This is a genomic window from Streptomyces achromogenes, from assembly GCF_030816715.1.
GTDB lineage: Bacteria > Actinomycetota > Actinomycetes > Streptomycetales > Streptomycetaceae > Streptomyces > Streptomyces achromogenes_A.
Genome location: NZ_JAUSYH010000001.1, coordinates 6,464,930 through 6,488,186 on the forward strand (window position 1 = coordinate 6,464,930; position 23,257 = coordinate 6,488,186).

Sequence of the window (23,257 nt, forward strand, 5' to 3'; positions counted from 1 at the left end):
GGACGGGGGAGAGCCGGCGCGGATGCCGGAGGCCGGGGTCCCCGCGGCCGTGCGGCACCCCGCGGTCGGCCTGCCCGAGGGGTCCTGGTGGGACTGGGACGTCGTGGCCTGGACCCCCGGCGAGTTCCGGTTGGCGGCCGGCGCGGACCTCGCGTACCACCACGGCCTGGAACTCGTCTTCGCCGACCCCGCCTTCGTGGCCTGTCCGGCGGCCTTCCACGACCCCGTGTTCCGGGAGCCGACGCCCGGCGAACTCGCGAGCCTGGAGTGCCGCCTCGGCGAACGCCCCCCGCTGGTGGCCGCGTTCGACGCGGACGCGGGCGGCCCCGATCCCACCCCCTGCCTCGTGGCCGCGGAGCGGCTCGAGATCGTCCGGGAGCACGTGCTCAGGTACGCGCGCGAGGACGCGCCCCCCGGGCAGCGGTTCGCCCCGTGGGTGCGCCGGCCCCACCGCTGAGAAGACGCGCCCCGCGCCTGCTCCCGGCCCCCGGAAGCGATCGCGAGAGGCACCTCGCAGTCAGTGGGTCCCCGTAGGATGGACCCCATGGCCAAGACCAGTACGACGACCCAGGGGCTGCGCGCGGCGATCGAGCGCAGCGGCTACTACCCGGCCCTCGTGGCCGAGGCGGTGGAGGCCGCCGTCGGCGGCGATCCGATCCGGTCGTACCTGGTTCACCAGGAGACCACGTTCGACCAGAACGAGGTGCGCCGGCATGTGACGGTGCTGGTGCTCACCGGCAACCGCTTCATCGTCAGCCACACCGACGAGCAGGCCGCCGACACCACCTCCCCGACGCCGTACGCCACGACGTCCACGGAGTCCGTGAAGCTCGGCCGGATCTCGTCGGTCGTCCTCAGCCGCGTGGTCGCCAACCCGGAGTCGTACACGCCGGGCACCCTGCCGCGCGAGGTGGTGCTGACCATCGGCTGGGGCGCCGTCTCCCGCATCGACCTGGAGCCGGCCGCCTGCGGCGACCCCAACTGCGACGCCGACCACGGCTACACCGGCAATTCGACGGCGGACGACCTCAGCCTGCGCGTCAGCGAGGCCGGAGACGGCCCGGAGACGGTGCGCCAGGCGCTCGCCTTCGCGCAGGCGCTCTCCGAGGCGACAGCGGACGTCCCCCGCTGATGACGCAGCAGGCCTCCTGGGACTTTCCCGAACCGCTCGCCGTCGCCTCCGCGCCCGTCCCCGCATACGGCTCCGGCTCCCTCGCCGACCTGCTCCCCACGCTGGCGGCGGGCATGGGCGTGCCCGGCACGACCGCGGCGATCCCCGAACTGACGCCGGCCGACCGTAACTGCGTCTTCCTGATCGACGGCCTCGGCTGGGAGCAGATCAAGGCCCACCCCGACGAGGCGCCCTACCTGCACGCGCTCCTCGGCAGCTCGCGCGGGGGCACCGGACGCCCGCTCACGGCCGGCTACCCGGCGACCACCGCGACGTCCCTCGCCTCCGTCGGCACCGGCCTCCCGCCGGGCGCGCACGGCCTTCCCGGCTACACCGTGCGCAACCCCGCCACCGGCGAGCTGATGAACCAGCTCCGCTGGCAGCCGTGGACCGCGCCGGGCGTCTGGCAGCCCTATCCCACGGTCTTCCAGCTCGCCCACAAGGCGGGCGTGCACGCCGCCCAGGTGTCGTCCCCCGCGTTCCAGAACACCCCGCTGACCAAGGTCGCGCTCAGCGGCGGAACGTTTCACGGGCGGCTCACCGGCGAGGAGCGCATGGACTGCGCCGCCCAGCAGCTCGCCGCCGGCGACCGCTCCCTCGTCTACACCTACTACGCCGAACTGGACGGCGCCGGGCACCGCTACGGCGTCGCCTCCGACACCTGGCGCGGTCAGCTCATGTACGTCGACCGGCTGGTCCAGCGTCTGGCCGAGCAGCTCCCGCCGCGCAGCGCGCTCTACGTCACCGCCGACCACGGCATGATCGACGTGCCCTTCGACGAGGAGCACCGGATCGACTTCGACGCGGACTGGGAACTGAGCGCCGGCGTCGCCCTGCTCGGCGGCGAAGGCCGCGCCCGCCATGTCTACGCCGTCCCGGGCGCCGCGGACGACGTCCTGACCTGCTGGCGCGAGGTCCTCGGCGAGCAGTTCTGGGTGGCCTCCCGGGAGGAGGCGATCGACGCGGGCTGGTTCGGTCCACGGATCGACGAGCGGGTGCACGCCCGCCTCGGCGACGTGATCGCGGCCGCCCGGGACGACGTATTGCTCATCGCCTCCGAGCGGGAGCCCAAGGAGTCGTCGATGGTCGGCAACCACGGTTCCATGACCCCTGCCGAGCAGTTGGTCCCCCTGCTCGAAGTACGCTCCTGAAGCCCCAGACCCGTCCCCGCTCCGCCGCACTTCACCGAAAGGCGTTCAACTCCCCATGCCCGAGCTGGTGTTCTTCTCCGGAACCATGGACTGCGGGAAGTCGACGCTGGCTCTCCAGATAGAGCACAACCGCTCCGCGCGCGGCCTGCAGGGCATCATCTTCACCCGCGACGACCGTGCGGGCGAGGGCAAGCTGTCCTCCCGTCTCGGCCTGGTCACCGACGCCGTCGAGGTCGAGGACGGCCAGGACCTGTACGCCTATCTCGTCGACCACCTCTCGCAGGGCGGGCGCGCGGACTACGTGATCGCGGACGAGGCGCAGTTCCTCGCCGAGGAGCAGATCGACCAGCTCGCGCGCGTGGTCGACGACCTGGACGTCGACGTCTACGCCTTCGGTATCACCACCGACTTCCGCTCCAAGCTGTTCCCCGGCTCCCAGCGGCTCGTCGAACTCGCCGACCGTGTGGAGGTGCTGCAGGTCGAGGCCCTGTGCTGGTGCGGCGCCCGCGCCACCCACAACGCCCGTACGGTGGGCGGTTTCATGGTCGTCGAGGGCGCGCAGGTCGTCGTCGGCGACGTGAACCAGGCGGACACGGTCGGCTACGAGGTCCTGTGCAGGCGCCATCACCGGCGCCGGATGACCGCGGCGTCGGCGCGCGCGGCCGCCCTGTCTCCGGACGTGCTGCCGGTGCAGCAGATCTGAGCGACGCGCGCGCGTGCGGCAACGCGTGGGTGCGCTGACTACCGCGGTTCCTGGATCAGGGCGAAGCGGGCGCCCTCCGGGTCGGCCACGACCGCCACGCGACCGTGTGTGCTGTCCTGGGCCGGCGTGAGCACCCGTCCGCCGAGTTCGGCCACCCGGACCATCGCCGCGTCCGTGTCGGCCACCTCGAAGTACGTCGTCCAGTGCGGCCCCTGGTCCCGGGGCAGTGCGGCGCCCACGCCGTGCAGGCCGGCCACCGGGTGCCCGCCGACGTGCAGGGTCACGTAGTCGTGGTCGGGGGACGCCACGGCCTCCTCGGCGTAGCCGAAGACCGTCTCGTAGAACTTGCGGACGCCCGCCGTCTCGTAGGTCGTCAGATCGTTCCACACCGGGGTTCCGGGCACGCCGGAGACGGTGGCGCCCACGTGGCCCGCCGCCTGCCAGACGCCGAACACCGCGCCGGAGGGGTCCGAGCCGATCGCCAGCCGTCCGGCGTCGGAGGCGTCCAGGGGGCCCACCCCGATCGTCCCGCCGCACAGCCGTACCGTTTCCGCGGTGCTGTCGACGTCGTCGGAGGCGAAGTAGGGCGTCCAGGCGACGGGCAGGTGGCGGTCCGGGGGGAGTTGGCCGATGCCGGCGACCTCCTCGCCGTCGAGCAGCGCGCGCACATAGGGCCCGAGCTGCTCCGGGCCGGGCCGGAAGTCCCAGCCGAAGAGCTGCCCGTAGAACTCCTGCGTGGCCGTCAACCCGTGCGCCATGAGGCTCACCCAGCAGGGTGTCCCGGGCGCGTACCGCGCGTGTGTCGCGCCGATCGTGCCGGCCGGCCCGCCTGCCTCGGTCATCGTCTCCCTCTCCTCGGCCACTCGGGGTGTCGTGTCGCTGCCGTCCTCGGAGGATCCCTGGTGGGGGGTGTTCCAGGGTTCACGCGCGGTGGTCGCCGTATGTCGATCGCCTGTACGGCACGTGCTCGATCCCGCACGCCTCGTGATCGAGGCTGTCCGGCCGAGCAGAGTAGCCGGACACGGGCGACGGGGCCACCCCGTACGGGAGGATGGTGGTCATGAACGCCATCATCACCGCATCGGAACTGGCCGGCGACCTCGCGGGGGCGAACCCGCCCGTCGTCCTCGACGTCCGCTGGCAGCTCAGTACGGCGAAGGCGGCCGGCGAGCCGCCCTTCGACGGCCGCGCCGCCTACGAGTCCGGGCACGTGCCGGGCGCGGTCTACGTCGACCTGGACCGCGATCTCGCGGGCCCCGCGGGCGCGACCGGTCGTCACCCGCTGCCCGACCTGGAGGAGTTCGGCGCGGCGATGCGCGGGGCGGGCGTCTTCGCCGGCCGGCCGGTCGTGGTGTACGACGGCGGCCAGGGCTGGGCGGCGGCACGCGCGTGGTGGCTGCTGCGCTGGACGGGTCACCCGGACGTGCGCGTCCTCGACGGCGGGTTGCCGTCGTGGCAGGGGGAACTCTCGGTGGAGGTCCCCGCGCGCGTGGAGGGCGACTTCGCGCCGGTCCCGGGAGCCACGGGCCTGCTCGACGCGGACGGGGCCGCGGCCCTCGCCCGCTCCGGAGCGCTGTTCGACGCCCGCGCGGGGGAGCGGTACCGGGGCGAGGTCGAGCCGATCGACCGTGTGGGCGGGCACATCCCCGGCGCCGTCTCCGCGCCGACGAACGCCAACGTGGGCCCGGACGGCCGGTTCCTGCCCCCGGAGGACCTGAGGGACCGCTTCAAGGGTCTGGGGGCGTCCGACGACGCCGAGGTGGGCGTCTACTGCGGCTCGGGCGTCTCCGGCGCGCACGAGGTGCTCGCCCTGGCCGTCGCCGGCATCCCCGCGGCCCTGTATGTCGGGTCCTGGTCGGAGTGGTCCTCGGACCCGTCCCGGCCGGTCGCCGTGGGCCCGGACCCCCAGTGATCCCGTCGGGCGGGCAGCACGGGAGGGCCGCACCGAACGGGTGCGGCCCTCCTTGTGCGCAGACAGCGCCGCGCGCAGCGCCGGGGTCGGCGAACCGGCGGACGCCCCGCGGGGCTGGTCCGAGGAACCGGTCACTCCTGCTTCTTGCGCCGGGTGCCGAACACGATCTCGTCCCAGCTGGGCACCGCGGCCCGGCGGCCCGGACGGACGCCGTCCGCCTCGGCCTGGCGGTCGGTGGCACCGACCAGGCGGTCGCGGTGGCTGCCCACGGAACGCGGCATGAGGACGTCCGCGTAGGCGGAGCCGGCCGAGGCGGCGGGCGCCGGCGGCTCCTCGACCTCGGGCTCCTGCTCGTCCGGCTCCTCCGTGACCGGGTCCGCCGGGCGCTCCGGGACGACCATGTCGCCGCGGAAGCTCGGCACCGCCTCCAACAGGCTGGTCAGCGAGTCGCGTTCACGCTCGCCCACCTCCTCGGCCGGCTCGGACGGCGGGGCCGGCAGGCTGGGCCGTTCCCGGTCGAGGGCGCGGTCCAGCGGCCGGTCGCGCGGCAGCCGGGCGATGCGCGGGACGAACGGAAAGCTGGGCTCCGGAGCGGCCAGGTCGTCGGACTCGCCGATCAGCGAACGCGCTTCGTCGTCGACGGCCTGGACGAGCCGCCGGGGCGGGTCGTACGTCCAGCTCGCCGAGTGCGGTTCCCCCGCGACCAGGTAGACGAGCAGGACCTCCCAGGTGCCGTCGTCGCGGCGCCACGAGTCCCACTGGACGGTGTCCTTGTCGGCGCCGCGCAGCAACAGCCGTTCCTGGACGGCCTCGCCGAGCTGGGGTCCGGCGTTCTCGCCGGGCCGGCGGACCGGGGTCTTCCGGGCCCGCTCGGCCATGAAGGCGCGCTCGGCCAGCACGGGGCCCTCGAAGCGGCGCACACGGTCGACGGGGATGCCGGCCGTCTGGGCGACTTCTTCCGCGGTGGCACCGGCACGTATACGCGCCTGGATGTCGCGGGGGCGGAGATGGCTCTCCACCTCGATCTCGATCTGGCCGAGGCGGGGACGGTCGCCGCGTACGGCGGCGCGCAGACGCTCGTCGATCGGAAGCGTGTACTCCGTGCTGTCCGCAGCCTTCAGCACCAGCCGTGTGCCGTCATTCGAGACGGCCACGACACGCAGTTCGGGCATGGGGACCTCCCGGGTGGTGCCTGCCGACGTCACGTGCGTCGCTGCTTCCGCTAGTCGAGTGTGGCCTGCCCGGGTGCAGCCTGCCACAACCTTGCCGAGTTGCCCGGCGTGTCGGGCACGGATCCCGCGCCGCCGTTATGGCACGGTTACCTATTCTCCACGCTGAGTCACCGAAGCCGTCACCCTGTGCGACCGGTCCCCTTCAGGCGGTCCGGCGAGGCTCCGGGCATCCTGGCGGGAGACCGGGTCCAGGGCTCGCAACAGTACTCCATTTGGGCCACGTGCGTGGATTGGCGCGCCACCCAACTTCTGGCGCGAGGTGGGACTTGGCCCTTCGTGGCGCGCATTTCGCGATCTTGAAAGTGGCGTACCTCACGCAATCGCCCGAATCGGATCTCCCGTTTTCGTCCGTACGTCCCCTTCTCGGGCATGTGGCCGAACCTGGGCGGAAAAGTCGGATGAGCCGTCGGTGTGCGTGAAAGGCCGGAAACCGTCGCGGAGCCCGGGCCGGGGACGAGCGCGCGAGGCGGAGACCGGGCTCGTCGACGATGTCCGCTACGCGCCCAGGACCCGGCGCACGTAGTCGTTCTGGAACCGGCGGTCGGGGTCGAGCCGGTCCCGCAGCGCGGTGAACTCGCCGAAGCGCGGGTAGACGGAGGCGAAGTACTCGGCGTCCCGCGTGTGGATCTTCCCCCAGTGCGGCCGGCCTTCGTACGCGGTGAAGATGTGCTCGGCGGCGGTGAAGTACTTCGAGTAGGACGTGCCCTTGACCATGTGTACGGCGATGTACGCGCTGTCGCGTCCCGAGGCGGTGGACAGGGTGATGTCGTCGGCCGGGGCGGTGCGCACCTCCACGGGGAAGCTGACCCGCAGCCCGGAGCGGTCGACCATCGCCTTGAGCTCGCGCAGCGCCTCGGTCACCGCCTCACGGGGGAGCGCGTACTCCATCTCCAGGAACCGCACCCGGCGCGGGGACGTGTAGACCCTGAAGGGTATGTCCGTGTAGGTGCGCGCGGACAGGGCCTTGCTGGAGACCTGAGCGATGGCCGGGATCGTGGCGGGCGCCGCGCGGCCGACCCACTGGGCGACCTGGAAGACGCCGTTGGAGAGGAGTTCGTCCTCGACGAAACCGGCGAACCGGCTCACCGGCCTGCGGGGCCCGGCACTGCGGTTGTTGCGCTTGGTGTTGGTGCTGCCCGTGTGCGGGAACCAGTAGAACTCGAAGTGCTCGTTCTCGGCCCACAGCTCGTCGAAGTCGGCGAGGACCCTGTCGAAGGGCATCGGCTCCTCACGCGCGGTGAGCAGGAAGATCGGCTCCACGGCGAAGGTGATCGCCGTGACGATGCCGAGGGCGCCCAGCCCGATCCGCGCCGCCGCGAAGACGTCGGGGTTCTCCTTCTCGGAACAGGTGAGCACCGAGCCGTCGGCCGTCACCAGCTCGAGGCCCTTGATCTGGGCGGCGATGGAGGCCGACTCGCGGCCCGTGCCATGGGTGCCGGTGCTGGTGGCGCCCGACACCGTCTGCTCCATGATGTCGCCCATGTTGGTGAGCGACAGGCCCTCACGCGCGAGAGCCATGTTGAGCCTCTTGAGCGGCGTTCCGGCCTCGACCGTGACGGTCATGTTCTCCCGGTCGACGTCGCGGATGCCGGTCAGCAGCTGAGGGCGGATCAACACGCCGTCCGTCGCGGCGATCGACGTGAAGGAGTGGCCGGAGCCGACCGCCTTCACCTTCAGCCCGTCCTCGGCGGCCCGGCGCACCTCGGCGGCCAGTTCGTCGACGGAGGCGGGCGTCACCTCCCGCGCGGGACGTGCGACGACGTTGCCGCCCCAGTTACGCCAGACGGCGTTCTTCCCGCTCGCTGTGCTGCTCAACGGTGCCTCCACGACCAGGCGCCGGCCTGCTCAGCCGGCGGTACCCCAGGAAACCGACCGCGACCGCGACGGCCCCGGACACCGCCGGAACCCCGTACCCGGCCCGCGCCCCGGCCGCGTCGATGACCCAGCCGGCGATGGAGGAGCCGAGCGCGACGCCGACCGCGAGCCCGGTGCTGATCCAGGTCATGCCCTCGGTCGATCGCGCGCGTGGTACGTGCTCTTCGATGAGGGACATGGTGGTGATCATCGTGGGAGCGATGGCCAGGCCCGCTACGAACAGCGCCACGGCCAGAAACGGCAAGTTTCCGACCAGTAGGAGGGGGATCATACTCACGGCCATCATGAACACGCCCAGGAGCCAACGTCGTTCCGCCGCACCTTTGGGGCGCAGCAGTCCGAACACGAGTCCCGCCAGGCAGGAGCCGGCCGCGTAGAGCGCCAGGACGACGCTGGCGGCCGCCTGGTGGCCCTGCTCGTCGGCGAACGCGACGGTGACCACGTCGACCGCTCCGAAGATGGCGCCGGTCGCCACGAAGGTGGCCACCAGAACCTGCAGCCCCGGCGAGCGCAGTGCCGAACCCGTGCCGTGCTGCTCGTCGCGCGGGTGCGGCGCCGGCTCGGTGGCCCGCTGGGCGGTCAGCCAGAAGACCCCGACGGCCAGGAAGCAGGCCGCGAGCAGGGGTCCGGCCTCCGGGAACCAGGCCGTGGACAGACCGATGGAGATGATCGGCCCGAAGACGAAGCACACCTCGTCGACCACGGACTCGAAGGAGTACGCGGTGTGCAGCTGGGGGGTGCCCCGGTACAGGGAGGCCCAGCGGGCCCGGATCATCGCGCCGAGACTGGGCACCGTGCCGATGCCGGCGGCGCACACGAACAGCACCCAGTCGGGCCACTCGAAGCGCGCGGCCGCCAGCAGTCCGGTCGCGGCGCCGAGGGCGACCAGGGTCGCGGGGCGCAGCACCCTGCGCTGACCGTGGCGGTCCACCAGGCGCGAGATCCGCGGTCCGAAGACCGCGGCCGCCAGCGCGATGGTCGCCGACAGCGCGCCCGCGAGCCCGTAGCGCCCCGTGAGCTGCGAGACCATCGTGACCACGCCGATGCCCATCATCGACAGCGGCATCCTGCCGACGAACCCCGCGGCGGAGAAACTCTTGGAGCCGGGGGCGGCGAACAGGGCGCGGTACGGGCTGGGCACGAGGGTCTCCGAGGGTCCGGTCACGCGCGTGTGCGAGACCGGCGCGGCGTGAGGGAAGCGGTTCGGCAGGGACTCGGCGGGCGTGCGGGTCCCGGCGGAACCGGTAAGGCGTGAAGCAGCTCATACAGCTGACGAACTTAGGCAACCCTAACGCATCAGGCCGGACGGCCGCGCTCCTGTCCGGCGACACGCCCTGCCGCGGCTGTCGGAGGCGGGTGGCAGGATCGACCCATGCGAGACGCGCTCGATGCCACCCCTTACGACGCCCTGCTCCTGCTCTCCTTCGGCGGCCCGGAAGGGCCGGACGACGTGGTTCCGTTCCTGGAGAACGTGACGCGCGGGCGCGGCATCCCCAAGGAACGCCTCAAGGAAGTCGGGCAGCATTACTTCCTGTTCGGCGGGGTCAGCCCCATCAACGACCAGAACCGCGCCCTCCTGGACGCCCTGCGCAAGGACTTCGCCGGCCACGGCCTGGACCTGCCGGTCTACTGGGGCAACCGCAACTGGGCCCCGTACCTCACGGACACCCTTCGCGAGATGGCCGCCGACGGCCGCCGCCGCATTCTCGTCCTCGCCACCAGCGCCTACGCCTCGTACTCCGGCTGCCGCCAGTACCGCGAGAACCTAGCCGACGCGCTGGCCGCGCTGGAGGCAGAGGGCCTCGAGCCGCCCCGGGTCGACAAGCTGCGGCACTACTTCAACCACCCCGGATTCGTGGAACCCATGGTCGAGGGCGTGCTGCGGTCGCTGGCCGACCTCCCCGAGGACGTCCGCGACGGCGCGCACCTCGCCTTCTCGACCCACTCCATCCCGATCACCGCCGCCGACGCCTCCGGTCCGGTCGAGGAGCACGGCGACGGCGGCGCGTACGTGAAGCAGCACCTGGACACCGCGCGGCTCGTCGCCGACGCCGTCCGCGAACGGACCGGCGTCGACCACCCCTGGCAGCTCGTCTACCAGTCCCGCTCCGGCGCCCCGCACATCCCCTGGCTGGAGCCGGACATCTGCGACCACCTCGAGGAACGGCACGCGGCCGGCGTACCGGCCGTCGTGATGGCCCCCATCGGCTTCGTCTCCGACCACATGGAGGTCCTCTACGACCTCGACACGGAGGCCACGGCCAAGGCGCGGGAGCTCGGCCTGCCGGTGCGCCGCTCGGCCACCGTCGGCGCCGACCCGCGCTTCGCCGCCGCGATCCGCGAGCTCGTCCTGGAACGCGCCGCGGCGGAGAGCGGCCTGGAGGTCACCCCCTGCGCCCTGGGCGCGCTGGGGGCGAGCCACGACCTGTGCCCGGTGGGCTGCTGCCCCGCCCGCGCCCCCAAGCCCGCCGCCGCGGGCGCCGACAGCCCCTACGCGTGAGGACCGGCGTGACCGACCCCCTGCACACCGAACTGCTCCGGCTCGCCGAGGAGGCCGCCCGCCGCGCCGGCGAGCTGCTGCGCGACGGACGTCCGGCCGACCTCGCTGTCGCCGCCACCAAGTCGAGCCCGATCGACGTCGTCACCGAGATGGACCTCGCGGCAGAGAAACTGATCACCTCTCTGATCGCCGAGCGCCGCCCCGACGACGGCCTCCTCGGCGAGGAGGGCGCCGCCAGCGCGGGCAGCAGCGGCGTCCGCTGGGTGATCGACCCTCTCGACGGCACCGTGAACTACCTCTACGGCCTCCCCACCTGGTCCGTCTCCATCGCGGCGGAGCAGGACGGCGAGACCGTCGTCGGGGTCGTCGCGATCCCCCTGCGCGGCGAGACGTACCACGCGGTGCGCGGCGGCGGGGCCTGGGTGACCGGTGCCGGGGGGCACGAGCGGGCCCTGTCCTGCCGTCCGGCGGCGCCGCTGGACCAGGCGCTGGTCTCCACCGGCTTCAACTACGTCACCGAGGTCCGCACCCACCAGGCCGACGTCGCACAGCGGCTGATCCCGCTGCTGCGGGACATCCGCCGCGGTGGATCGGCGGCCGTGGACCTGTGCGACGTGGCCGCCGGCCGCCTCGACGGCTACTACGAACGCGGCCTGCACCCCTGGGACCTGGCGGCGGGAGACCTGATCGCCAGGGAGGCGGGCGCGCTGACCGGCGGACGGCCCGGAGAGCGCCCCGGACGCGATCTGGCGATCGCGGCCGCCCCGGGCGTCTTCGAACCCCTGCAGCGACTGCTGGAGGACTTCGGCGCCTGGCACGACTGAGCCGTCGCACGCGCACGACGGAGGGGCCCCGGCGCTGGATTCACCGGGGCCCCTCCGTCCTGCTGCGAACTGCTCAGACGCTCGTCGCGCCGACCTCCACACCGTGGTCGGCGGCGAGGCGGCGCAGGTCGTCGAGCTCGCCCTGCTCCACCTCGGCGAGGAACTCGTCGCCCTCGTCGCGAGCCCGCGTCAGGTCGGACTCGGTCGCCCTTATGCGCTGCAGAAGTCCTGCGGTGAATGCGTCCATGCTGCGCCCCCTCGTCCTGGGTCGTTGGCACGGGGGTGTGCCGGGTTGGGAAGGGGCGATCACGTCTCTCACAGGTGCCCGGCGCAGCCTCGCCGGGCGGCGACGGTGCCGGACACCCACGTCCACTCTGCGGAAGCGGAACGCGCAGTGCCGCATGGTGCTACGGCACATGCAGAGCGTGATCGCGGGGTGTAAAGCCGTCCTCCCCCCGCGCTCTTCCACGGAAACCTCAACGCGACGAGAAAATCTCGCATTCCCGGGCCTCACACCCGCTCTTCATCTGGCGCCCACCGCCTTACCGCCGACTTATGGCCGAAAAGGGCAGGATGGAAGCCCACACCCGCCAGGACCCCCGCCCGCGTGCGCTCGAGTGGCGCTACGCGGGTGGACACAGGAAGGACAAGCGACGTGCGCGTACTCGTCGTCGAGGACGAGCAGCTGCTCGCCGATGCGGTGGCCACCGGACTGCGCCGGGAGGCCATGGCCGTCGACGTCGTGTACGACGGCGCGGCCGCCCTGGAGCGCATCGGCGTCAACGACTACGACGTGGTCGTCCTCGACCGGGACCTCCCCCTCGTGCACGGCGACGACGTCTGCCGCAGGATCGTCGAACTCGGCATGTCCACGCGCGTGCTGATGCTCACGGCCTCCGGTGACGTCAGCGACCGCGTCGAGGGTCTGGAGATCGGTGCCGACGACTATCTCCCCAAGCCCTTCGCCTTCAGTGAGCTGATCGCGCGCGTGCGCGCCCTCGGCCGCCGCACCAGCGTGCCGCTGCCGCCCGTCCTGGAGCGGGCCGGCATCAAGCTCGACCCCAACCGCCGCGAGGTCTTCCGTGACGGCAAGGAGGTCCAGCTCGCGCCGAAGGAGTTCGCCGTCCTCGAGGTGCTGATGCGCAGCGAGGGGGCGGTGGTGTCGGCGGAGCAGCTGCTCGAGAAGGCCTGGGACGAGAACACCGACCCGTTCACCAACGTCGTGCGGGTGACCGTCATGACGCTGCGCCGCAAGCTGGGCGAACCTCCGGTGATCGTCACCGTCCCCGGTTCCGGCTACCGGATCTGATCCGCCATGGCCACGACCCCCACGCCCGTGCAGGCGCCCCCCAAGCCCACCTGGGACCCCAGGAGCCCGCAGACCCCCTTCCCGTGGCTGCGGCCGACCATCCGCATACGTCTCACACTGCTGTACGGCGGCATGTTCCTGATCGCCGGCATCGTGCTGCTGTCGATCATCTACCTGCTGGCCGCACAGGCCCTCCACGAGGGCGGCGGCGGCCAGTCACTCCAGGTGCGCGGGGTCAGTCTGGACGTCACCAGCGCGTCCTGTCCCGCGGTGAACAGCGCGCCCGACGCCGAGATCAACGAGGTGCTCAAGCAGTGCGACGCCATCCAGCGGCAGCACGCTCTGGACGACCTCCTCAGCCGCTCCCTGCTGGCCCTCCTCGGTCTCGCCGTCATCGCCTTCGCCTTCGGCTACGCCATGGCCGGACGCGTCCTGTCCCCGCTGGGCCGGATCACGCGCACCGCGCGCGCGGTGGCGGGCTCCGACCTGTCCCGACGGATCGAGCTGGACGGACCGGACGACGAGCTGAAGGAACTGGCCGACACCTTCGACGACATGCTGGAGCGACTGCAGCGCGCGTTCACCGCCCAGCAGCGCTTCGTGGGCAACGCCTCGCACGAGCTGCGCACGCCGCTCGCGATCAACCGCACCCTGCTGGAGGTGCACCTCTCCGATCCGGGGGCGCCGCCGGAGCTGCAGCAACTGGGCAAGACGCTGCTGGCCACCAACGAGCGCAGCGAACAACTGGTCGAGGGGCTGCTGCTGCTCGCCCGCAGCGACAACCAGATCGTCGAGCGCAAGCCGGTCGACCTGGCGGAGGTGGCCGAGCAGGCCGTCGACCAGGTGCACGGGGAGGCGGCGGCCAAGGGCGTGCTGATCCGCGGGGAGCAGAAGCCCGCGGTCGTCCAGGGCAATGGCGTCCTGCTGGAGCGGATCGCCCTGAACCTCGTCCAGAACGCGGTGCGGTACAACATTCCCGAGGGCGGCTGGGTCGAGGTGACCACCGAGATCCAGCACGGTCAGGCGGTGCTCGTCGTGTCGAACACCGGGCCGGTCGTGCCGGCGTACGAGATCGACAATCTGTTCGAGCCCTTTCGCCGGTTGCGCACCGAGCGGACGGGTAGCGACAAGGGGGTCGGGCTCGGTCTGTCCATCGTGCGGTCCGTAGCCCGGGCGCACGGCGGCCACATCGCGGCTCAGCCTCGCGAGGGGGGAGGTCTTGTGATGCGGGTCACCTTGCCCGTCTGAGATCATGTGGCGACACACACGGGCTTGTTCGCTTTGCGCGGAATTTTCCGGGGCCCTGTCGGGCTTACCAGTGTGTGATCGATCACAAGGGCGAATTATCAGCCATCTACTCTCCGTGATCATGATGCCGTCATAACGCCCGGAAAATCCGGGTTTTCGGGGGTACCGATCACGGGAAGTACACGGTGAGACGCCTTTGAAGTGCGGCATTCGGACCGTGTACGGTCCCGATCGCCATCCCAGCCGATCACTCATGAGGAGTTCGGTTGGGTGTCGATTGAGTAACAGACCTTGATGTGAGGCAAAATCTCCGCCTCGAGGCGGGCACAAGTCCGGCCTCTCACGCGTTACGTGCGCTGGAGACACCGCAGACACCCAGAGGGGGAGAGGCGACATGGCCACCGATTACGACACCCCACGCAAGACAGATGACGACGTCGATTCAGACAGCCTTGAAGAGCTGAAGGCACGGCGGAACGACAAGTCCGCCTCGGCGGTCGACGTCGACGAGTTCGAGGCGGCGGAGGGCCTTGAGCTGCCCGGCGCGGACCTCTCGAACGAGGAGCTGGCCGTCCGGGTGCTGCCGAAGCAGCAGGACGAGTTCACCTGCATGAGCTGCTTCCTGGTGCACCACCGCAGCCAGCTGGCCCGCGAGAAGAACGGCCAGCCGATCTGTCGCGACTGCGACTGAGGGCGGGTCGGCCGTGACTGGCTCGACCCCTCCTCGGAAGCGCCGCTTCCCCTTGCGGGGATCGGACAAGGGGCCCACGGAGGGCCCCCACGGCGTGCGTGACGACGAGCGAGGCTCATCCGGTACGGGAGCGATCCCGGCAGGATCGGCCTCGCTCGAACGTGCGAGTGAACGGGCTGACCTCCCGGCGCCGACGCGGAACACCGCCCCCGTCGCCCAGCGACGGGCGGCGGTCATCCGGGGCAAGGCCGCCGGTCTGGCCCGGGAAGGCCTCCGCAAGGGCGGGAGCCGCGCCCGGGCGGGCCTGGCGCATCTGGCCGACCGGATCATCGACATCGCCCCGCGGGTCCCTGTACGGGACCTCCAGGCGCTTCGCGCACAGTTCCCCGGTCTCGGGCCCGAGCAGCTCGCGGACAAGCTCGTGGCGGGCGCGGCGAACGCCACGTCCACCGTCGGGGCGGGCATCGGCGCCGCGGCGATGCTGCCCGTGCCGCCGGCGATGCCGACCGAACTGGCGGCGGAGATCACCGGCGTCGCCGCGATCGAGCTGAAGCTGATCGCCGAACTCCACGAGGTCTACGGCCTGCGGCCGCCGGGCGGCCTCAAGGACCGCAGCGCCGCCTATCTGCGCTCGTGGTCGGGTGAACGCGGGATCGACGTCATGAGACCGTCCTCCGTCAACGCGGCCCTCGGCGGCCAGATGAAGCGCGAGCTCCGTCAGCAGATCATGAAGCGCATGGTCCGCGACCTGCCGAACCTGATGCCCTTCATGGTGGGCGCCGCCGTCGGCGCGCTCATGAACCGCCGGGACACCAGAAGGCTGGCCGGGAAGATCCGGGCCGACCTGCGGAAGGCGCAGGTGCCGTGGGACGCGCTGCCGGAACTGCCGGCGCTCGAGGAGCCCGCGGAGCCGCTGGCCATGGGGGAGATCGCCCATGACCCGCTGAATCCCCAGAACCCCGGCGAGCCCGGACGCTGAGCCCGAAAGCCTGCTGACGCCTGCCGCGAGGCCCGCGGGAGCTCCGCCCGGCCTCCTGAAGCGGGCTAGGCCTGCCCTGAAGCGGGGCTACGCCTGCGCCGCGGCCCCGCGCGCCGCCTCGAGGGCCCGCGCCAGCCGCTCCGGTTCCCGCGTCGACAGGTACAGGTACGGCGTCGGGTCCTGCGGGTCGGTGACCTCCACCTTCAGCGCGGTGGGGATGTAGGAGCGCAGCAGCAGGAAGGCCCGGGTGTCGGCCTTGTACGTGCGCCAGGCGCGCGCCTCCTCCGCGTCCAGGACCTCCGTGTCGCCCAGGGCCGTGACCGGGATCTTCGCCTCGCCCGCGATCAGCGAGTCGCCCACCACGCGGATGCGCGGGGACCCGTAGGCGCTGGCCGCGACGGCCGCGACCGCGGTGCCGCCGACCAGGCCGCCGAGCAGCGGCAGGGTGCCGAAGGGCAGCAGGATCAGGGCCATGGAGACGCCCACGAGGAACGAGACGAACCACCACGAGCGGGGGGCGGTGAGGCGTTCTTCGTACGGGGCGGCGGAGAGCTGCATGGAGCCAAGCTTGGCACGCTCCCCGGTGCCGACCGGGGGCAGGGGGCGGCGCGACAGCGCTGCCGGGCAGGGTGGCGGCGGGCGTCGGGCGGGCGGGTAAGGTCTGCGGCTGTGAGTGGTACTTCCGCAGCTCTCGAGCCTCCGGCCGGGGCCCAGAAACCCGTCCGGCACCCCGACGCCCCCGCGCCCGGCGAACTGCTCGGCGCCCACTACGAACACTGTTTCGGATGTGGCGACGGGCAGGCCCACGGTCTGCATCTGCAGGCGCGGGCCGGCGAGGGCGTGACCGTCACCGCCGAGTTCACCGTGCAGCCGGCCCACCAGGGCGCGCCGGGACTGGCGCACGGAGGAGTTCTGGCGTCCGCCCTGGACGAGACGCTCGGCTCGCTGAACTGGCTGCTGCGGACGATCGCCGTGACCGGACGGCTGGAGACCGACTTCGTCCGGCCCGTGCCCGTCGGCACCACGCTGCACCTGGAGGCCGAGGTGACCGCGGTGGCCCGACGCAAGATCTACTCGACCGCCACCGGGCGGATCGGCGGCCCCGACGGGCCCGTCGCGGTCCGCGCCGACGCCCTCTTCATCGAGGTCGCCGTCGAGCACTTCGTGGACCACGGCCGCGCGGAGGAGATCCAGGCAGCCATGAGCGACCCCGACCAGGTACGGCGCGCCCGCGCCTTCGAGGTGAACCCGTGAGCCGTGGCCCCCTGGACGTCCTGATCCGGCGCGTCGACCCGGACGTACCGCTTCCGGCGTACGAGCACCCCGGTGACGCGGGAGCCGATCTGCGCACCACGGAGAGCCGCGAACTGGCTCCGGGGGAGCGGGCCGTGCTGCCCACGGGGATCTCCGTCGCTCTGCCGGAGGGGTACGCGGCCTTCGTGCACCCCCGGTCCGGGCTGGCCGCCCGGTGCGGCGTCGCCCTCGTGAATGCCCCGGGGACGGTTGATGCCGGGTACCGTGGGGAGATCAAGGTGATCGTGGTGAATCTCGACCCGCGCGAGTCGGTGCGGTTCGAGCGCTTCGACCGGATTGCCCAACTGGTCGTCCAGCAGGTCGAGAGGGTCCGCTTCCAGGAGGTCGCGGAGCTTCCCGGGTCGGCGCGGGCCGCAGGGGGCTTCGGGTCCACCGGCGGGCATGCCGCCGTGGGCGGCGCAAGCGGTACAAGCGGTCAGGCCGCCGACGGCGGCGCGACGGGTGGGAATCGATACGCTTCGGTCGTATCCGACCGGGAAGGACAGTGACGTGTTCGGACGTCGCAACAAGAAGGGTGCCGCCGAGGACGCGGCCGGCGAGGCCGAGCAGGTCGTCGACAGTGTCGACGCTGAGGCGGACGACGCGGAGGGCGCGCGCGAGCGCGTACGGCTCGAGCCGGAGCCGCGGCCCGACGGGCCGTGGGACGACTCGGAGGTGCGCGACCCCGCCGAGGGGCGTGTGGACCTCGGCGGGCTCTTCGTGCCCGGAGTCGACGGCATGGAGCTGCGGGTCGAGGTCGCCGGTGACGCGATCGTCGCCGCGACGGTCGTGCTGCGCGACAGCGCCATCCAGCTGCAGGCCTTCGCCGCTCCCAAGCGCGAGGGCATCTGGGGCGAGGTGCGCGAGGAGATCGGCTCCGGCATCACCCAGCAGGGCGGCATCGTCGACGAGGTCGAAGGACCGCTGGGCTGGGAGCTGCGGGCCCAGGTGCCGGTGCAGCTGCCGGACGGCACGGGCGGCTTCCATGTCGTGCGCTTCGTCGGCGTGGACGGCCCCCGCTGGTTCCTGCGCGGGGTGATCTCGGGCCAGGGCGCGGTGCAGCCGCAGGCGGCGGGTCTGCTCGAGCAGATCTTCCGGGACACGGTCGTGGTGCGCGGCGAAGGCCCGATGGCGCCTCGCGACCCGATCGTCCTGAAGCTGCCGAACGACGCGCAGATGGTGCCCGAGGGTGTGCAGCAGCAGGACGAGGGCTCCCGCTTCTCGGGGGGCATGGGCCAGCTCCAGCGCGGACCGGAGATCACCGAGGTCCGGTAGCCCGGCGACGGGCCCCACGGCTGAAAGGGCCGCACCCTCACGGGGGTGCGGCCCTTCGCCGTGCCCGCCGGCGGGCGCCGCCCGGTTTCCCTCGCCGTGCGATCCGCGGGGGCGCTTCCGCGTGAACCGATCCAGGGGGCTCGTCCGATGAGGGGTCGAGGGGCGCCCACGGCCGGACCGCGTCAGGGTTGCGTCAACGGCGTCCCGCACCTGTCGGATCATCCCATTTGTCGGGACCGTTGGCCGTAAGGTCGACGCTGCACGCGCAGTTTCAGCGGAAGACAGTGAGGCCATGGCACGCGGCAAGCTTCGGATCTACCTCGGTGCGGCGCCGGGCGTGGGCAAGACGTACGCCATGCTCTGCGAAGCGCACCGGCGGCTGGAGCGCGGCACGGACTGCGTGGCGGCGTACGTCGAGCACCACGGCCGGCAGCGCACCGAGGAACTGCTGCACGGTCTGGAGCAGACCCCGCGCCGGGAGCTGGAGTACCGCGGCGGCTCCTTCTCCGAGATGGACGTGGACGCGGTCCTCGCCCGTGCCCCGCAGGTCGCCCTGGTGGACGAGCTCGCCCACGCCAACATCCCGGGCTCGCGCAACGTCGAACGCTGGCAGGACGTGGAGGAACTGCTCGCCGCCGGCGTCGACGTGGTCTCCACGGTGGACATCCAGCACCTGGAGTCCCTCGGTGACGTCGTGGAGTCGATCACGGGCGCCCGGCAGCGGGAGACGGTGCCCGACGAGTTCGTGTGGCGCGCCGACGAGATCGAACTGGTGGACATGTCGCCGCAGGCGCTGCGCCGGCGGATGGCGCACGGCAACGTCTACCGGCCGGACGAGGTCGACGCCGCCCTGTCCAACTGCTTCCGGCCCGGCAACCTCACCGCCCTGCGGGAGCTGGCCCTGCTGTGGGTCGCCGACCGGGCCGACGCGTATCTGAAGCAGTACCGCCGCGACCACCGGGTGTCGGCGATCTGGGGCTCGCGCGAGCGGATCGTGGTCGGGCTGACCGGCGGCCCGGAGGGACACACCCTCATCCGGCGGGCGGCGAGACTGGCGGAGAAGGGCGCCGGCGGTGAGGTGCTGGCCGTCCACATCGCCCGCGGCGACGGACTGACCTCTGCATCCCCGAAGGAGCTGGCGCTCCAGCGCACCCTGGTGGAGGACCTCGGCGGCACCTTCCACCACGTGGTCGGCGAGGACGTGCCGGCCGCGCTGCTGGACTTCGCCCGCGGGGTCAACGCCACCCAGATCGTGCTCGGCTCCTCCCGCCGCAAGACCTGGCAGTACGTCTTCGGGCCCGGCGTCGGCGCGACGGTCGCCCGGGAGTCGGGGACCGACCTCGACGTGCACATCGTCACCCACGAGGAGGTCGCCAAGGGGCGCGGGCTGCCGGTGGCCCGGGGCGCCCGGCTCGGGCGGACCCGGATCGCCTGGGGCTGGTGCGTCGGCGTGGCGGGACCGGCGCTCGCGGCGCTGCTGCTCAACACCGTCCACCTCGGCCTCGCCAACGACATGCTGCTGTTCCTGGCCGTGACCGTGGCGGCGGCGCTGGTCGGCGGTCTGCTGCCCGCCCTGGCGTCCGCGGCCGTGGGCTCGCTCCTGCTGAACTACTTCTACACACCGCCCCTGCACCGGTGGACGATCGCCGACCCGAAGAACTTCGTCGCCCTCGTGGTCTTCGTCGGGGTGGCGGTGTCGGTGGCCTCGGTGGTGGATCTGGCCGCCCGGCGTACGCACCAGGCGGCCCGGCTGCGGGCCGAGTCCGAGATCCTCTCCCATCTGGCGGGCAACGTGCTGCGGGGCGAGACCAGCCTGGAGGCGCTGCTGGAGCGGGTGCGCGAGACCTTCGCCATGGAGTCGGCGGCACTGCTGGAGCGGGCGGACGACCGGGCGCCGTGGACCCGTGCGGGCCACGTCGGCGCGGGCAGACCGGTCGAGCGGCCCGAGGAGGCCGACGTGGACGTGCCCGTCGGCGACCACCTGGCGCTCGCGCTCACCGGGCGGGTGCTGCCCGCCGAGGACCGGCGGGTGCTGGCCGCCTTCGCGGCGCAGGCGGTCGTCGTGCTGGACCGGCGGCGCCTGCGGGAGGAGGCCGAACAGGCCCGCGCGCTGGCCGAGGGCAACCGCATCCGCACGGCCCTGCTGGCCGCCGTCAGCCATGACCTGCGCACCCCGCTGGCCGGGATCAAGGCGGCGGTCTCCAGCCTCCGCTCCCCGGACGTCGCGTGGTCGCCGGAGGACCGGGCGGAGCTGCTGGCGGGCATCGAGGAGGGCGCGGACCGCCTCGACCACCTGGTGGGCAACCTGCTGGACATGTCGCGCCTGCAGACCGGCACGGTCACGCCGATCATCCGGGAGACCGACCTCGACGAGGTGGTGCCGATGGCGCTCGGCGGGGTGCCCGAGCCGGAGCGGAGCGTGGAACTGGACATCCCGGAGACGCTGCCCATGGTCGCCGTCGACCCGGGCCTGCTGGAGCGGTCGGTCGCCAACCTGGTGGAGAACGCGGTCAAGTACAGCCCGGCGGGCGCGCGCGTCCTGGTCTCCGCCGGTGCGGTGTCCGACCGTGTCGAGGTGCGGGTCGTGGACCGCGGGCCGGGCGTCCCCGACGAGGCCAAGGAGCGGATCTTCGCGCCCTTCCAGCGGTACGGCGACGCCCCGCGCGGCACCGGGGTGGGGCTCGGCCTCGCGGTCGCGCGGGGCTTCGCGGAGGCCATGGGCGGCACCCTCGAAGCCGAGGACACCCCCGCCGGCGGGCTCACCATGGTCCTCACCCTCCGCGCGGCCGGCCCGCGCCCCGAGCAGCAACCCGTACGACCCGAAAGGCGGACCTCATGCTGAGCCAGGCCGGGGGGACACCCCAGGCATCCACGAGGGTGCTCGTCGTGGACGACGAGCCGCAGATCGTGCGCGCCCTCGTGATCAACCTCAAGGCCCGCGGATACGAGGTCGACACGGCCCATGACGGCGCCACCGCCCTCCGGCTCGCATCCGCCTGCCACCCCGACGTGGTCGTCCTCGACCTCGGACTGCCGGACCTGGACGGCGTGGAGGTGATCAAGGGGCTGCGCGGCTGGACCCGGGCGCCGATCCTGGTGCTGTCCGCCCGGCACTCCTCGGACGAGAAGGTCGAGGCGCTCGACGCCGGCGCCGACGACTACGTCACCAAGCCCTTCGGCATGGACGAGCTGCTGGCGAGGCTGCGGGCCGCCGTGCGCCGCGCCGAACCCGCAGCCGGCGAGGACGAGATGCTGGTGGAGACCCACGAATTCACCGTCGACCTGGTCGCCAAGAAGGTCAACCGGGCCGGGAAGGACGTCCGGCTGACACCCACGGAGTGGCATCTGCTGGAGGTGCTGGTGCGCAACACCGGTCGTCTGGTCAGCCAGAAACAGCTGCTGCAGGAGGTGTGGGGGCCGTCGTACGGGACGGAGACCAACTATCTGCGGGTGTACATGGCGCAGCTCAGACGCAAGCTCGAGGCGGATCCCTCGCACCCCAGGCACTTCCACACGGAACCCGGGATGGGCTACCGGTTCGAGCGCTGAAGACGGGTCGGGCGGACGCCGCGCGGCCACGTGCTGGACGATGGCCGGCGGTGGCGGGCGCAGGGCGCGGCGGTGGCCGGAGTGAGGGTACGGCGGCGGCCGGAGCGGGGTGCGGCGGGGGCCGAGGCGGGGGTACGGCGGTGGCTGCGGGTCGGAGGGGGCGCCCCGGTACCCTTCAGACATGAGTGCTGTCCCTCGTTCCGAAAAGCCGGTGGGCCGGTTCCGGCGCATGCTCGACCGGCTCTCCTCGTCGCAGGAGGACCTGGAGTCCGAGGAGCTGCGCGAGGACACCGAGACGGCCGGCTGCACGCGGATAGGCGACTGTCAGGACCGACAGATCGTCACGGTTACTGGTACCTTGCGCACGGTCACCCTGCGGCCGCGCGCCGGAGTCCCGGCCCTCGAGGCCGAGCTGTTCGACGGCAGCGCCGCGCTCGACGTGGTGTGGCTGGGCCGGCGCTCCATCGTGGGCATCGAGCCGGGACGCAGGCTCATCGCATCGGGCCGGGTCTCCATGAGCCGGGGCCGCCGGGTGCTGTTCAACCCCAAGTACGAACTGAGACCCCTGGGTAGGGAGTAGCCGGTGACGTCGCTCGACAAGCCGACCGAAGACACGACCGTGGAGCATCCGACCGCGGAGGACACCGCCGCGGCCGACGCCCGGGCGGTGACGGAGGCCGCGTTGTTCGAGGCGTTCGGCGGGATCCGCGGCATGGTCGAGACGGTGGTGCCCGGCCTGGTCTTCGTCACGATCTTCACGATCAACAAGGACCTGCACATGTCCGCGATCGCCGCGCTCGCGGTGTCGCTGGTCCTGGTCGTGGTCCGCCTGGCGATGAAGGACACCGTCAAGCACGCGTTCAGCGGGGTCTTCGGCGTCGCCTTCGGCGTGGTCTTCGCGATGATGACCGGCAACGCCAAGGCCTTCTACCTGCCGGGCATGCTCTACACGCTGGGGCTGGCGCTCGCGTACATCATCACGACGCTGTGCGGGGTGCCGCTGATCGGTCTGATCCTCGGCCCGGTCTTCAAGGAGAACCTCTCCTGGCGGACCCGCAACCCCGGGCGTAAGAAGGCCTACGCCAAGGCCAGCTGGGCGTGGGGGCTGATCCTGCTCGCGAAGTGCGCGATCCTCTTCCCGCTGTACTGGTGGGCCGATACCGCCCAGCTCGGCTGGGTGCTGGTCGCCCTGAAGATCCCGCCGTTCCTGCTGGCCGTCTGGCTGACCTGGGTCTTCCTCGCGAAGGCACCCGCGCCGATCGACGTGTTCGCGGAGATGGAGGCGGAGGAGAAGGCCGCGGCCGCCGCGGAGGCGTCGGAGTCGGAGTCGGCGGCAGAGATCGGCGGGCGGCACCGTCGGGAGGGGTAGTTCCCGTGTCGGGGTGACCATCCCCGGGGGCCTGCGCCCCCGGACCCCGCTTCGGCCTTGAACGGGCCTGGTCCTCAGATGCCGGACGGCCTGAAGGATGCCGACCGGCGCTGAAAGAGGCGACGCGAAACTGCGTGGGGGGTGCCCGGAGTCTTCCCGGGCACCCCCCACGGTCG

At 72.3% G+C, this 23,257-nt stretch carries 24 protein-coding genes; 18 read left to right on the forward strand and 6 right to left on the reverse strand.

Annotated features, from left to right (window positions below; genetic code table 11):
• Positions 1-22: 22 nt before the first annotated feature.
• The 4 genes from QF032_RS28995 (at position 23) to QF032_RS29010 (ending at position 3,025) form a co-directional block, all read left to right on the forward strand.
• Positions 23-457, forward strand: coding sequence for a hypothetical protein (locus QF032_RS28995; RefSeq protein WP_307046516.1), 435 nt, complete (start codon positions 23-25; stop codon positions 455-457).
• 78 nt (positions 458-535) lie between these two features.
• A complete protein-coding gene (locus QF032_RS29000; protein ID WP_306948894.1) occupies positions 536-1,132 on the forward strand; it encodes a DUF5998 family protein in 597 nt (198 codons plus the stop codon).
• Entirely contained in the window at positions 1,132-2,322 is a 1,191-nt protein-coding gene (locus QF032_RS29005; RefSeq protein WP_307046518.1) for an alkaline phosphatase family protein, read from the forward strand. The genes QF032_RS29000 and QF032_RS29005 overlap by 1 nt, the downstream gene beginning before the upstream one ends.
• A gap of 55 nt (positions 2,323-2,377) precedes the next feature.
• The gene (locus tag QF032_RS29010) at positions 2,378-3,025 is read left to right on the forward strand and encodes a thymidine kinase (RefSeq protein ID WP_057575455.1); all 648 of its coding nucleotides are present in this window, start codon (positions 2,378-2,380) and stop codon (positions 3,023-3,025) included.
• 38 nt (positions 3,026-3,063) lie between these two features.
• On the opposite strand, the gene QF032_RS29015 is transcribed toward QF032_RS29010, so the two are convergent.
• A complete protein-coding gene (locus QF032_RS29015; RefSeq protein ID WP_307046520.1) occupies positions 3,064-3,867 on the reverse strand; it encodes a VOC family protein in 804 nt (267 codons plus the stop codon).
• A 218-nt stretch (positions 3,868-4,085) separates the two neighbouring features.
• Between QF032_RS29015 and QF032_RS29020 the strand changes: the two genes are divergently transcribed.
• The gene (locus QF032_RS29020; RefSeq protein WP_307046524.1) at positions 4,086-4,937 is read left to right on the forward strand and encodes a sulfurtransferase; all 852 of its coding nucleotides are present in this window, start codon (positions 4,086-4,088) and stop codon (positions 4,935-4,937) included.
• 131 nt (positions 4,938-5,068) lie between these two features.
• Here QF032_RS29020 and sepH read toward each other — a convergent pair whose 3' ends face one another.
• The 3 genes from sepH to QF032_RS29035 form a co-directional block, all read right to left on the reverse strand.
• Complete coding sequence (sepH, locus tag QF032_RS29025) at positions 5,069-6,109, reverse strand: septation protein SepH (RefSeq protein ID WP_307046526.1); 1,041 nt, start codon at positions 6,107-6,109, stop codon at positions 5,069-5,071.
• Positions 6,110-6,664: 555 nt separating this feature from the next.
• A complete protein-coding gene (locus tag QF032_RS29030; RefSeq protein WP_307046528.1) occupies positions 6,665-7,984 on the reverse strand; it encodes a D-arabinono-1,4-lactone oxidase in 1,320 nt (439 codons plus the stop codon).
• A complete protein-coding gene (locus tag QF032_RS29035; protein ID WP_307060408.1) occupies positions 7,944-9,185 on the reverse strand; it encodes an MFS transporter in 1,242 nt (413 codons plus the stop codon). The genes QF032_RS29030 and QF032_RS29035 overlap by 41 nt, the downstream gene beginning before the upstream one ends.
• Positions 9,186-9,416: 231 nt before the next feature.
• Here QF032_RS29035 and QF032_RS29040 point away from each other — a divergent pair, with 231 nt between their 5' ends.
• Together QF032_RS29040 and QF032_RS29045 are read left to right on the forward strand one after the other, a co-directional pair.
• The gene (locus QF032_RS29040; RefSeq protein WP_307046530.1) at positions 9,417-10,544 is read left to right on the forward strand and encodes a ferrochelatase; all 1,128 of its coding nucleotides are present in this window, start codon (positions 9,417-9,419) and stop codon (positions 10,542-10,544) included.
• Between the two features lie 8 nt (positions 10,545-10,552).
• A complete protein-coding gene (locus tag QF032_RS29045) occupies positions 10,553-11,368 on the forward strand; it encodes an inositol monophosphatase family protein (RefSeq protein ID WP_307046532.1) in 816 nt (271 codons plus the stop codon).
• A 73-nt stretch (positions 11,369-11,441) separates the two neighbouring features.
• Here the strand turns inward: QF032_RS29045 and QF032_RS29050 are convergent, their stop codons facing one another.
• Positions 11,442-11,615, reverse strand: coding sequence for a hypothetical protein (locus QF032_RS29050; protein WP_173985551.1), 174 nt, complete (start codon positions 11,613-11,615; stop codon positions 11,442-11,444).
• A 408-nt stretch (positions 11,616-12,023) separates the two neighbouring features.
• Here QF032_RS29050 and QF032_RS29055 point away from each other — a divergent pair, with 408 nt between their 5' ends.
• The 4 genes from QF032_RS29055 (at position 12,024) to QF032_RS29070 (ending at position 15,595) form a co-directional block, all read left to right on the forward strand.
• A complete protein-coding gene (locus QF032_RS29055; RefSeq protein WP_307046534.1) occupies positions 12,024-12,677 on the forward strand; it encodes a response regulator transcription factor in 654 nt (217 codons plus the stop codon).
• A gap of 6 nt (positions 12,678-12,683) precedes the next feature.
• Positions 12,684-13,925 carry a sensor histidine kinase gene (locus QF032_RS29060; protein WP_306948886.1) on the forward strand — a complete coding sequence of 414 codons (1,242 nt, stop codon included), beginning with the start codon at positions 12,684-12,686 and terminating at the stop codon, positions 13,923-13,925.
• Positions 13,926-14,319: 394 nt separating this feature from the next.
• Entirely contained in the window at positions 14,320-14,616 is a 297-nt protein-coding gene (locus tag QF032_RS29065) for a DUF4193 domain-containing protein (protein ID WP_003993510.1), read from the forward strand.
• A gap of 13 nt (positions 14,617-14,629) precedes the next feature.
• On the forward strand, positions 14,630-15,595 hold the full coding sequence (locus tag QF032_RS29070) for a hypothetical protein (RefSeq protein WP_307046535.1): 966 nt from the start codon (positions 14,630-14,632) through the stop codon (positions 15,593-15,595).
• 87 nt (positions 15,596-15,682) lie between these two features.
• On the opposite strand, the gene QF032_RS29075 is transcribed toward QF032_RS29070, so the two are convergent.
• Entirely contained in the window at positions 15,683-16,153 is a 471-nt protein-coding gene (locus QF032_RS29075; RefSeq protein WP_306948884.1) for a DUF3093 domain-containing protein, read from the reverse strand.
• 111 nt (positions 16,154-16,264) lie between these two features.
• On the opposite strand from QF032_RS29075, the gene QF032_RS29080 reads away from it, so the two are divergent.
• The 7 genes from QF032_RS29080 to QF032_RS29110 all read left to right on the forward strand — a co-directional run bounded on the left by QF032_RS29080 (position 16,265) and on the right by QF032_RS29110 (position 23,081).
• The gene (locus QF032_RS29080) at positions 16,265-16,849 is read left to right on the forward strand and encodes a PaaI family thioesterase (RefSeq protein ID WP_057575474.1); all 585 of its coding nucleotides are present in this window, start codon (positions 16,265-16,267) and stop codon (positions 16,847-16,849) included.
• A complete protein-coding gene (gene dut, locus QF032_RS29085; protein ID WP_307046538.1) occupies positions 16,846-17,397 on the forward strand; it encodes a dUTP diphosphatase in 552 nt (183 codons plus the stop codon). Before QF032_RS29080 ends, dut begins: the two co-directional genes overlap by 4 nt.
• Position 17,398: 1 nt before the next feature.
• Positions 17,399-18,163 (forward strand): DUF3710 domain-containing protein, encoded by a 765-nt coding sequence (locus QF032_RS29090; RefSeq protein WP_306948882.1) that lies wholly within the window; start codon positions 17,399-17,401, stop codon positions 18,161-18,163.
• A gap of 292 nt (positions 18,164-18,455) precedes the next feature.
• On the forward strand, positions 18,456-21,005 hold the full coding sequence (locus tag QF032_RS29095) for a sensor histidine kinase (RefSeq protein WP_307046540.1): 2,550 nt from the start codon (positions 18,456-18,458) through the stop codon (positions 21,003-21,005).
• A complete protein-coding gene (locus tag QF032_RS29100) occupies positions 20,999-21,712 on the forward strand; it encodes a response regulator (protein WP_307046543.1) in 714 nt (237 codons plus the stop codon). The genes QF032_RS29095 and QF032_RS29100 overlap by 7 nt, the downstream gene beginning before the upstream one ends.
• A 181-nt stretch (positions 21,713-21,893) precedes the next feature.
• A complete protein-coding gene (locus tag QF032_RS29105; RefSeq protein WP_306948879.1) occupies positions 21,894-22,292 on the forward strand; it encodes an OB-fold nucleic acid binding domain-containing protein in 399 nt (132 codons plus the stop codon).
• Between the two features lie 3 nt (positions 22,293-22,295).
• Positions 22,296-23,081, forward strand: coding sequence for a DUF3159 domain-containing protein (locus tag QF032_RS29110; RefSeq protein WP_307058038.1), 786 nt, complete (start codon positions 22,296-22,298; stop codon positions 23,079-23,081).
• The last annotated feature ends 176 nt before the right edge of the window (positions 23,082-23,257 follow it).

Excerpts from the sequence above, each read along its gene's own strand:
- QF032_RS28995 (WP_307046516.1), top strand. The coding sequence starts at position 23 with ATGCCGGAGGCCGGGGTCCCCGCGGCCGTGCGGCACCCCGCGGTCGGC.
- QF032_RS29000 (WP_306948894.1), top strand. The coding sequence starts at position 536 with ATGGACCCCATGGCCAAGACCAGTACGACGACCCAGGGGCTGCGCGCG.
- QF032_RS29005 (WP_307046518.1), top strand. The coding sequence starts at position 1,132 with ATGACGCAGCAGGCCTCCTGGGACTTTCCCGAACCGCTCGCCGTCGCC.
- QF032_RS29010 (WP_057575455.1), top strand. The coding sequence starts at position 2,378 with ATGCCCGAGCTGGTGTTCTTCTCCGGAACCATGGACTGCGGGAAGTCG.
- QF032_RS29015 (WP_307046520.1), bottom strand. The coding sequence starts at position 3,867 with ATGACCGAGGCAGGCGGGCCGGCCGGCACGATCGGCGCGACACACGCG.
- QF032_RS29020 (WP_307046524.1), top strand. The coding sequence starts at position 4,086 with ATGAACGCCATCATCACCGCATCGGAACTGGCCGGCGACCTCGCGGGG.
- sepH (WP_307046526.1), bottom strand. The coding sequence starts at position 6,109 with ATGCCCGAACTGCGTGTCGTGGCCGTCTCGAATGACGGCACACGGCTG.
- QF032_RS29040 (WP_307046530.1), top strand. The coding sequence starts at position 9,417 with ATGCGAGACGCGCTCGATGCCACCCCTTACGACGCCCTGCTCCTGCTC.
- QF032_RS29050 (WP_173985551.1), bottom strand. The coding sequence starts at position 11,615 with ATGGACGCATTCACCGCAGGACTTCTGCAGCGCATAAGGGCGACCGAG.
- QF032_RS29060 (WP_306948886.1), top strand. The coding sequence starts at position 12,684 with ATGGCCACGACCCCCACGCCCGTGCAGGCGCCCCCCAAGCCCACCTGG.
- QF032_RS29065 (WP_003993510.1), top strand. The coding sequence starts at position 14,320 with ATGGCCACCGATTACGACACCCCACGCAAGACAGATGACGACGTCGAT.
- QF032_RS29075 (WP_306948884.1), bottom strand. The coding sequence starts at position 16,153 with ATGCAGCTCTCCGCCGCCCCGTACGAAGAACGCCTCACCGCCCCCCGC.
- QF032_RS29095 (WP_307046540.1), top strand. The coding sequence starts at position 18,456 with ATGGCACGCGGCAAGCTTCGGATCTACCTCGGTGCGGCGCCGGGCGTG.
- QF032_RS29100 (WP_307046543.1), top strand. The coding sequence starts at position 20,999 with ATGCTGAGCCAGGCCGGGGGGACACCCCAGGCATCCACGAGGGTGCTC.
- QF032_RS29105 (WP_306948879.1), top strand. The coding sequence starts at position 21,894 with ATGAGTGCTGTCCCTCGTTCCGAAAAGCCGGTGGGCCGGTTCCGGCGC.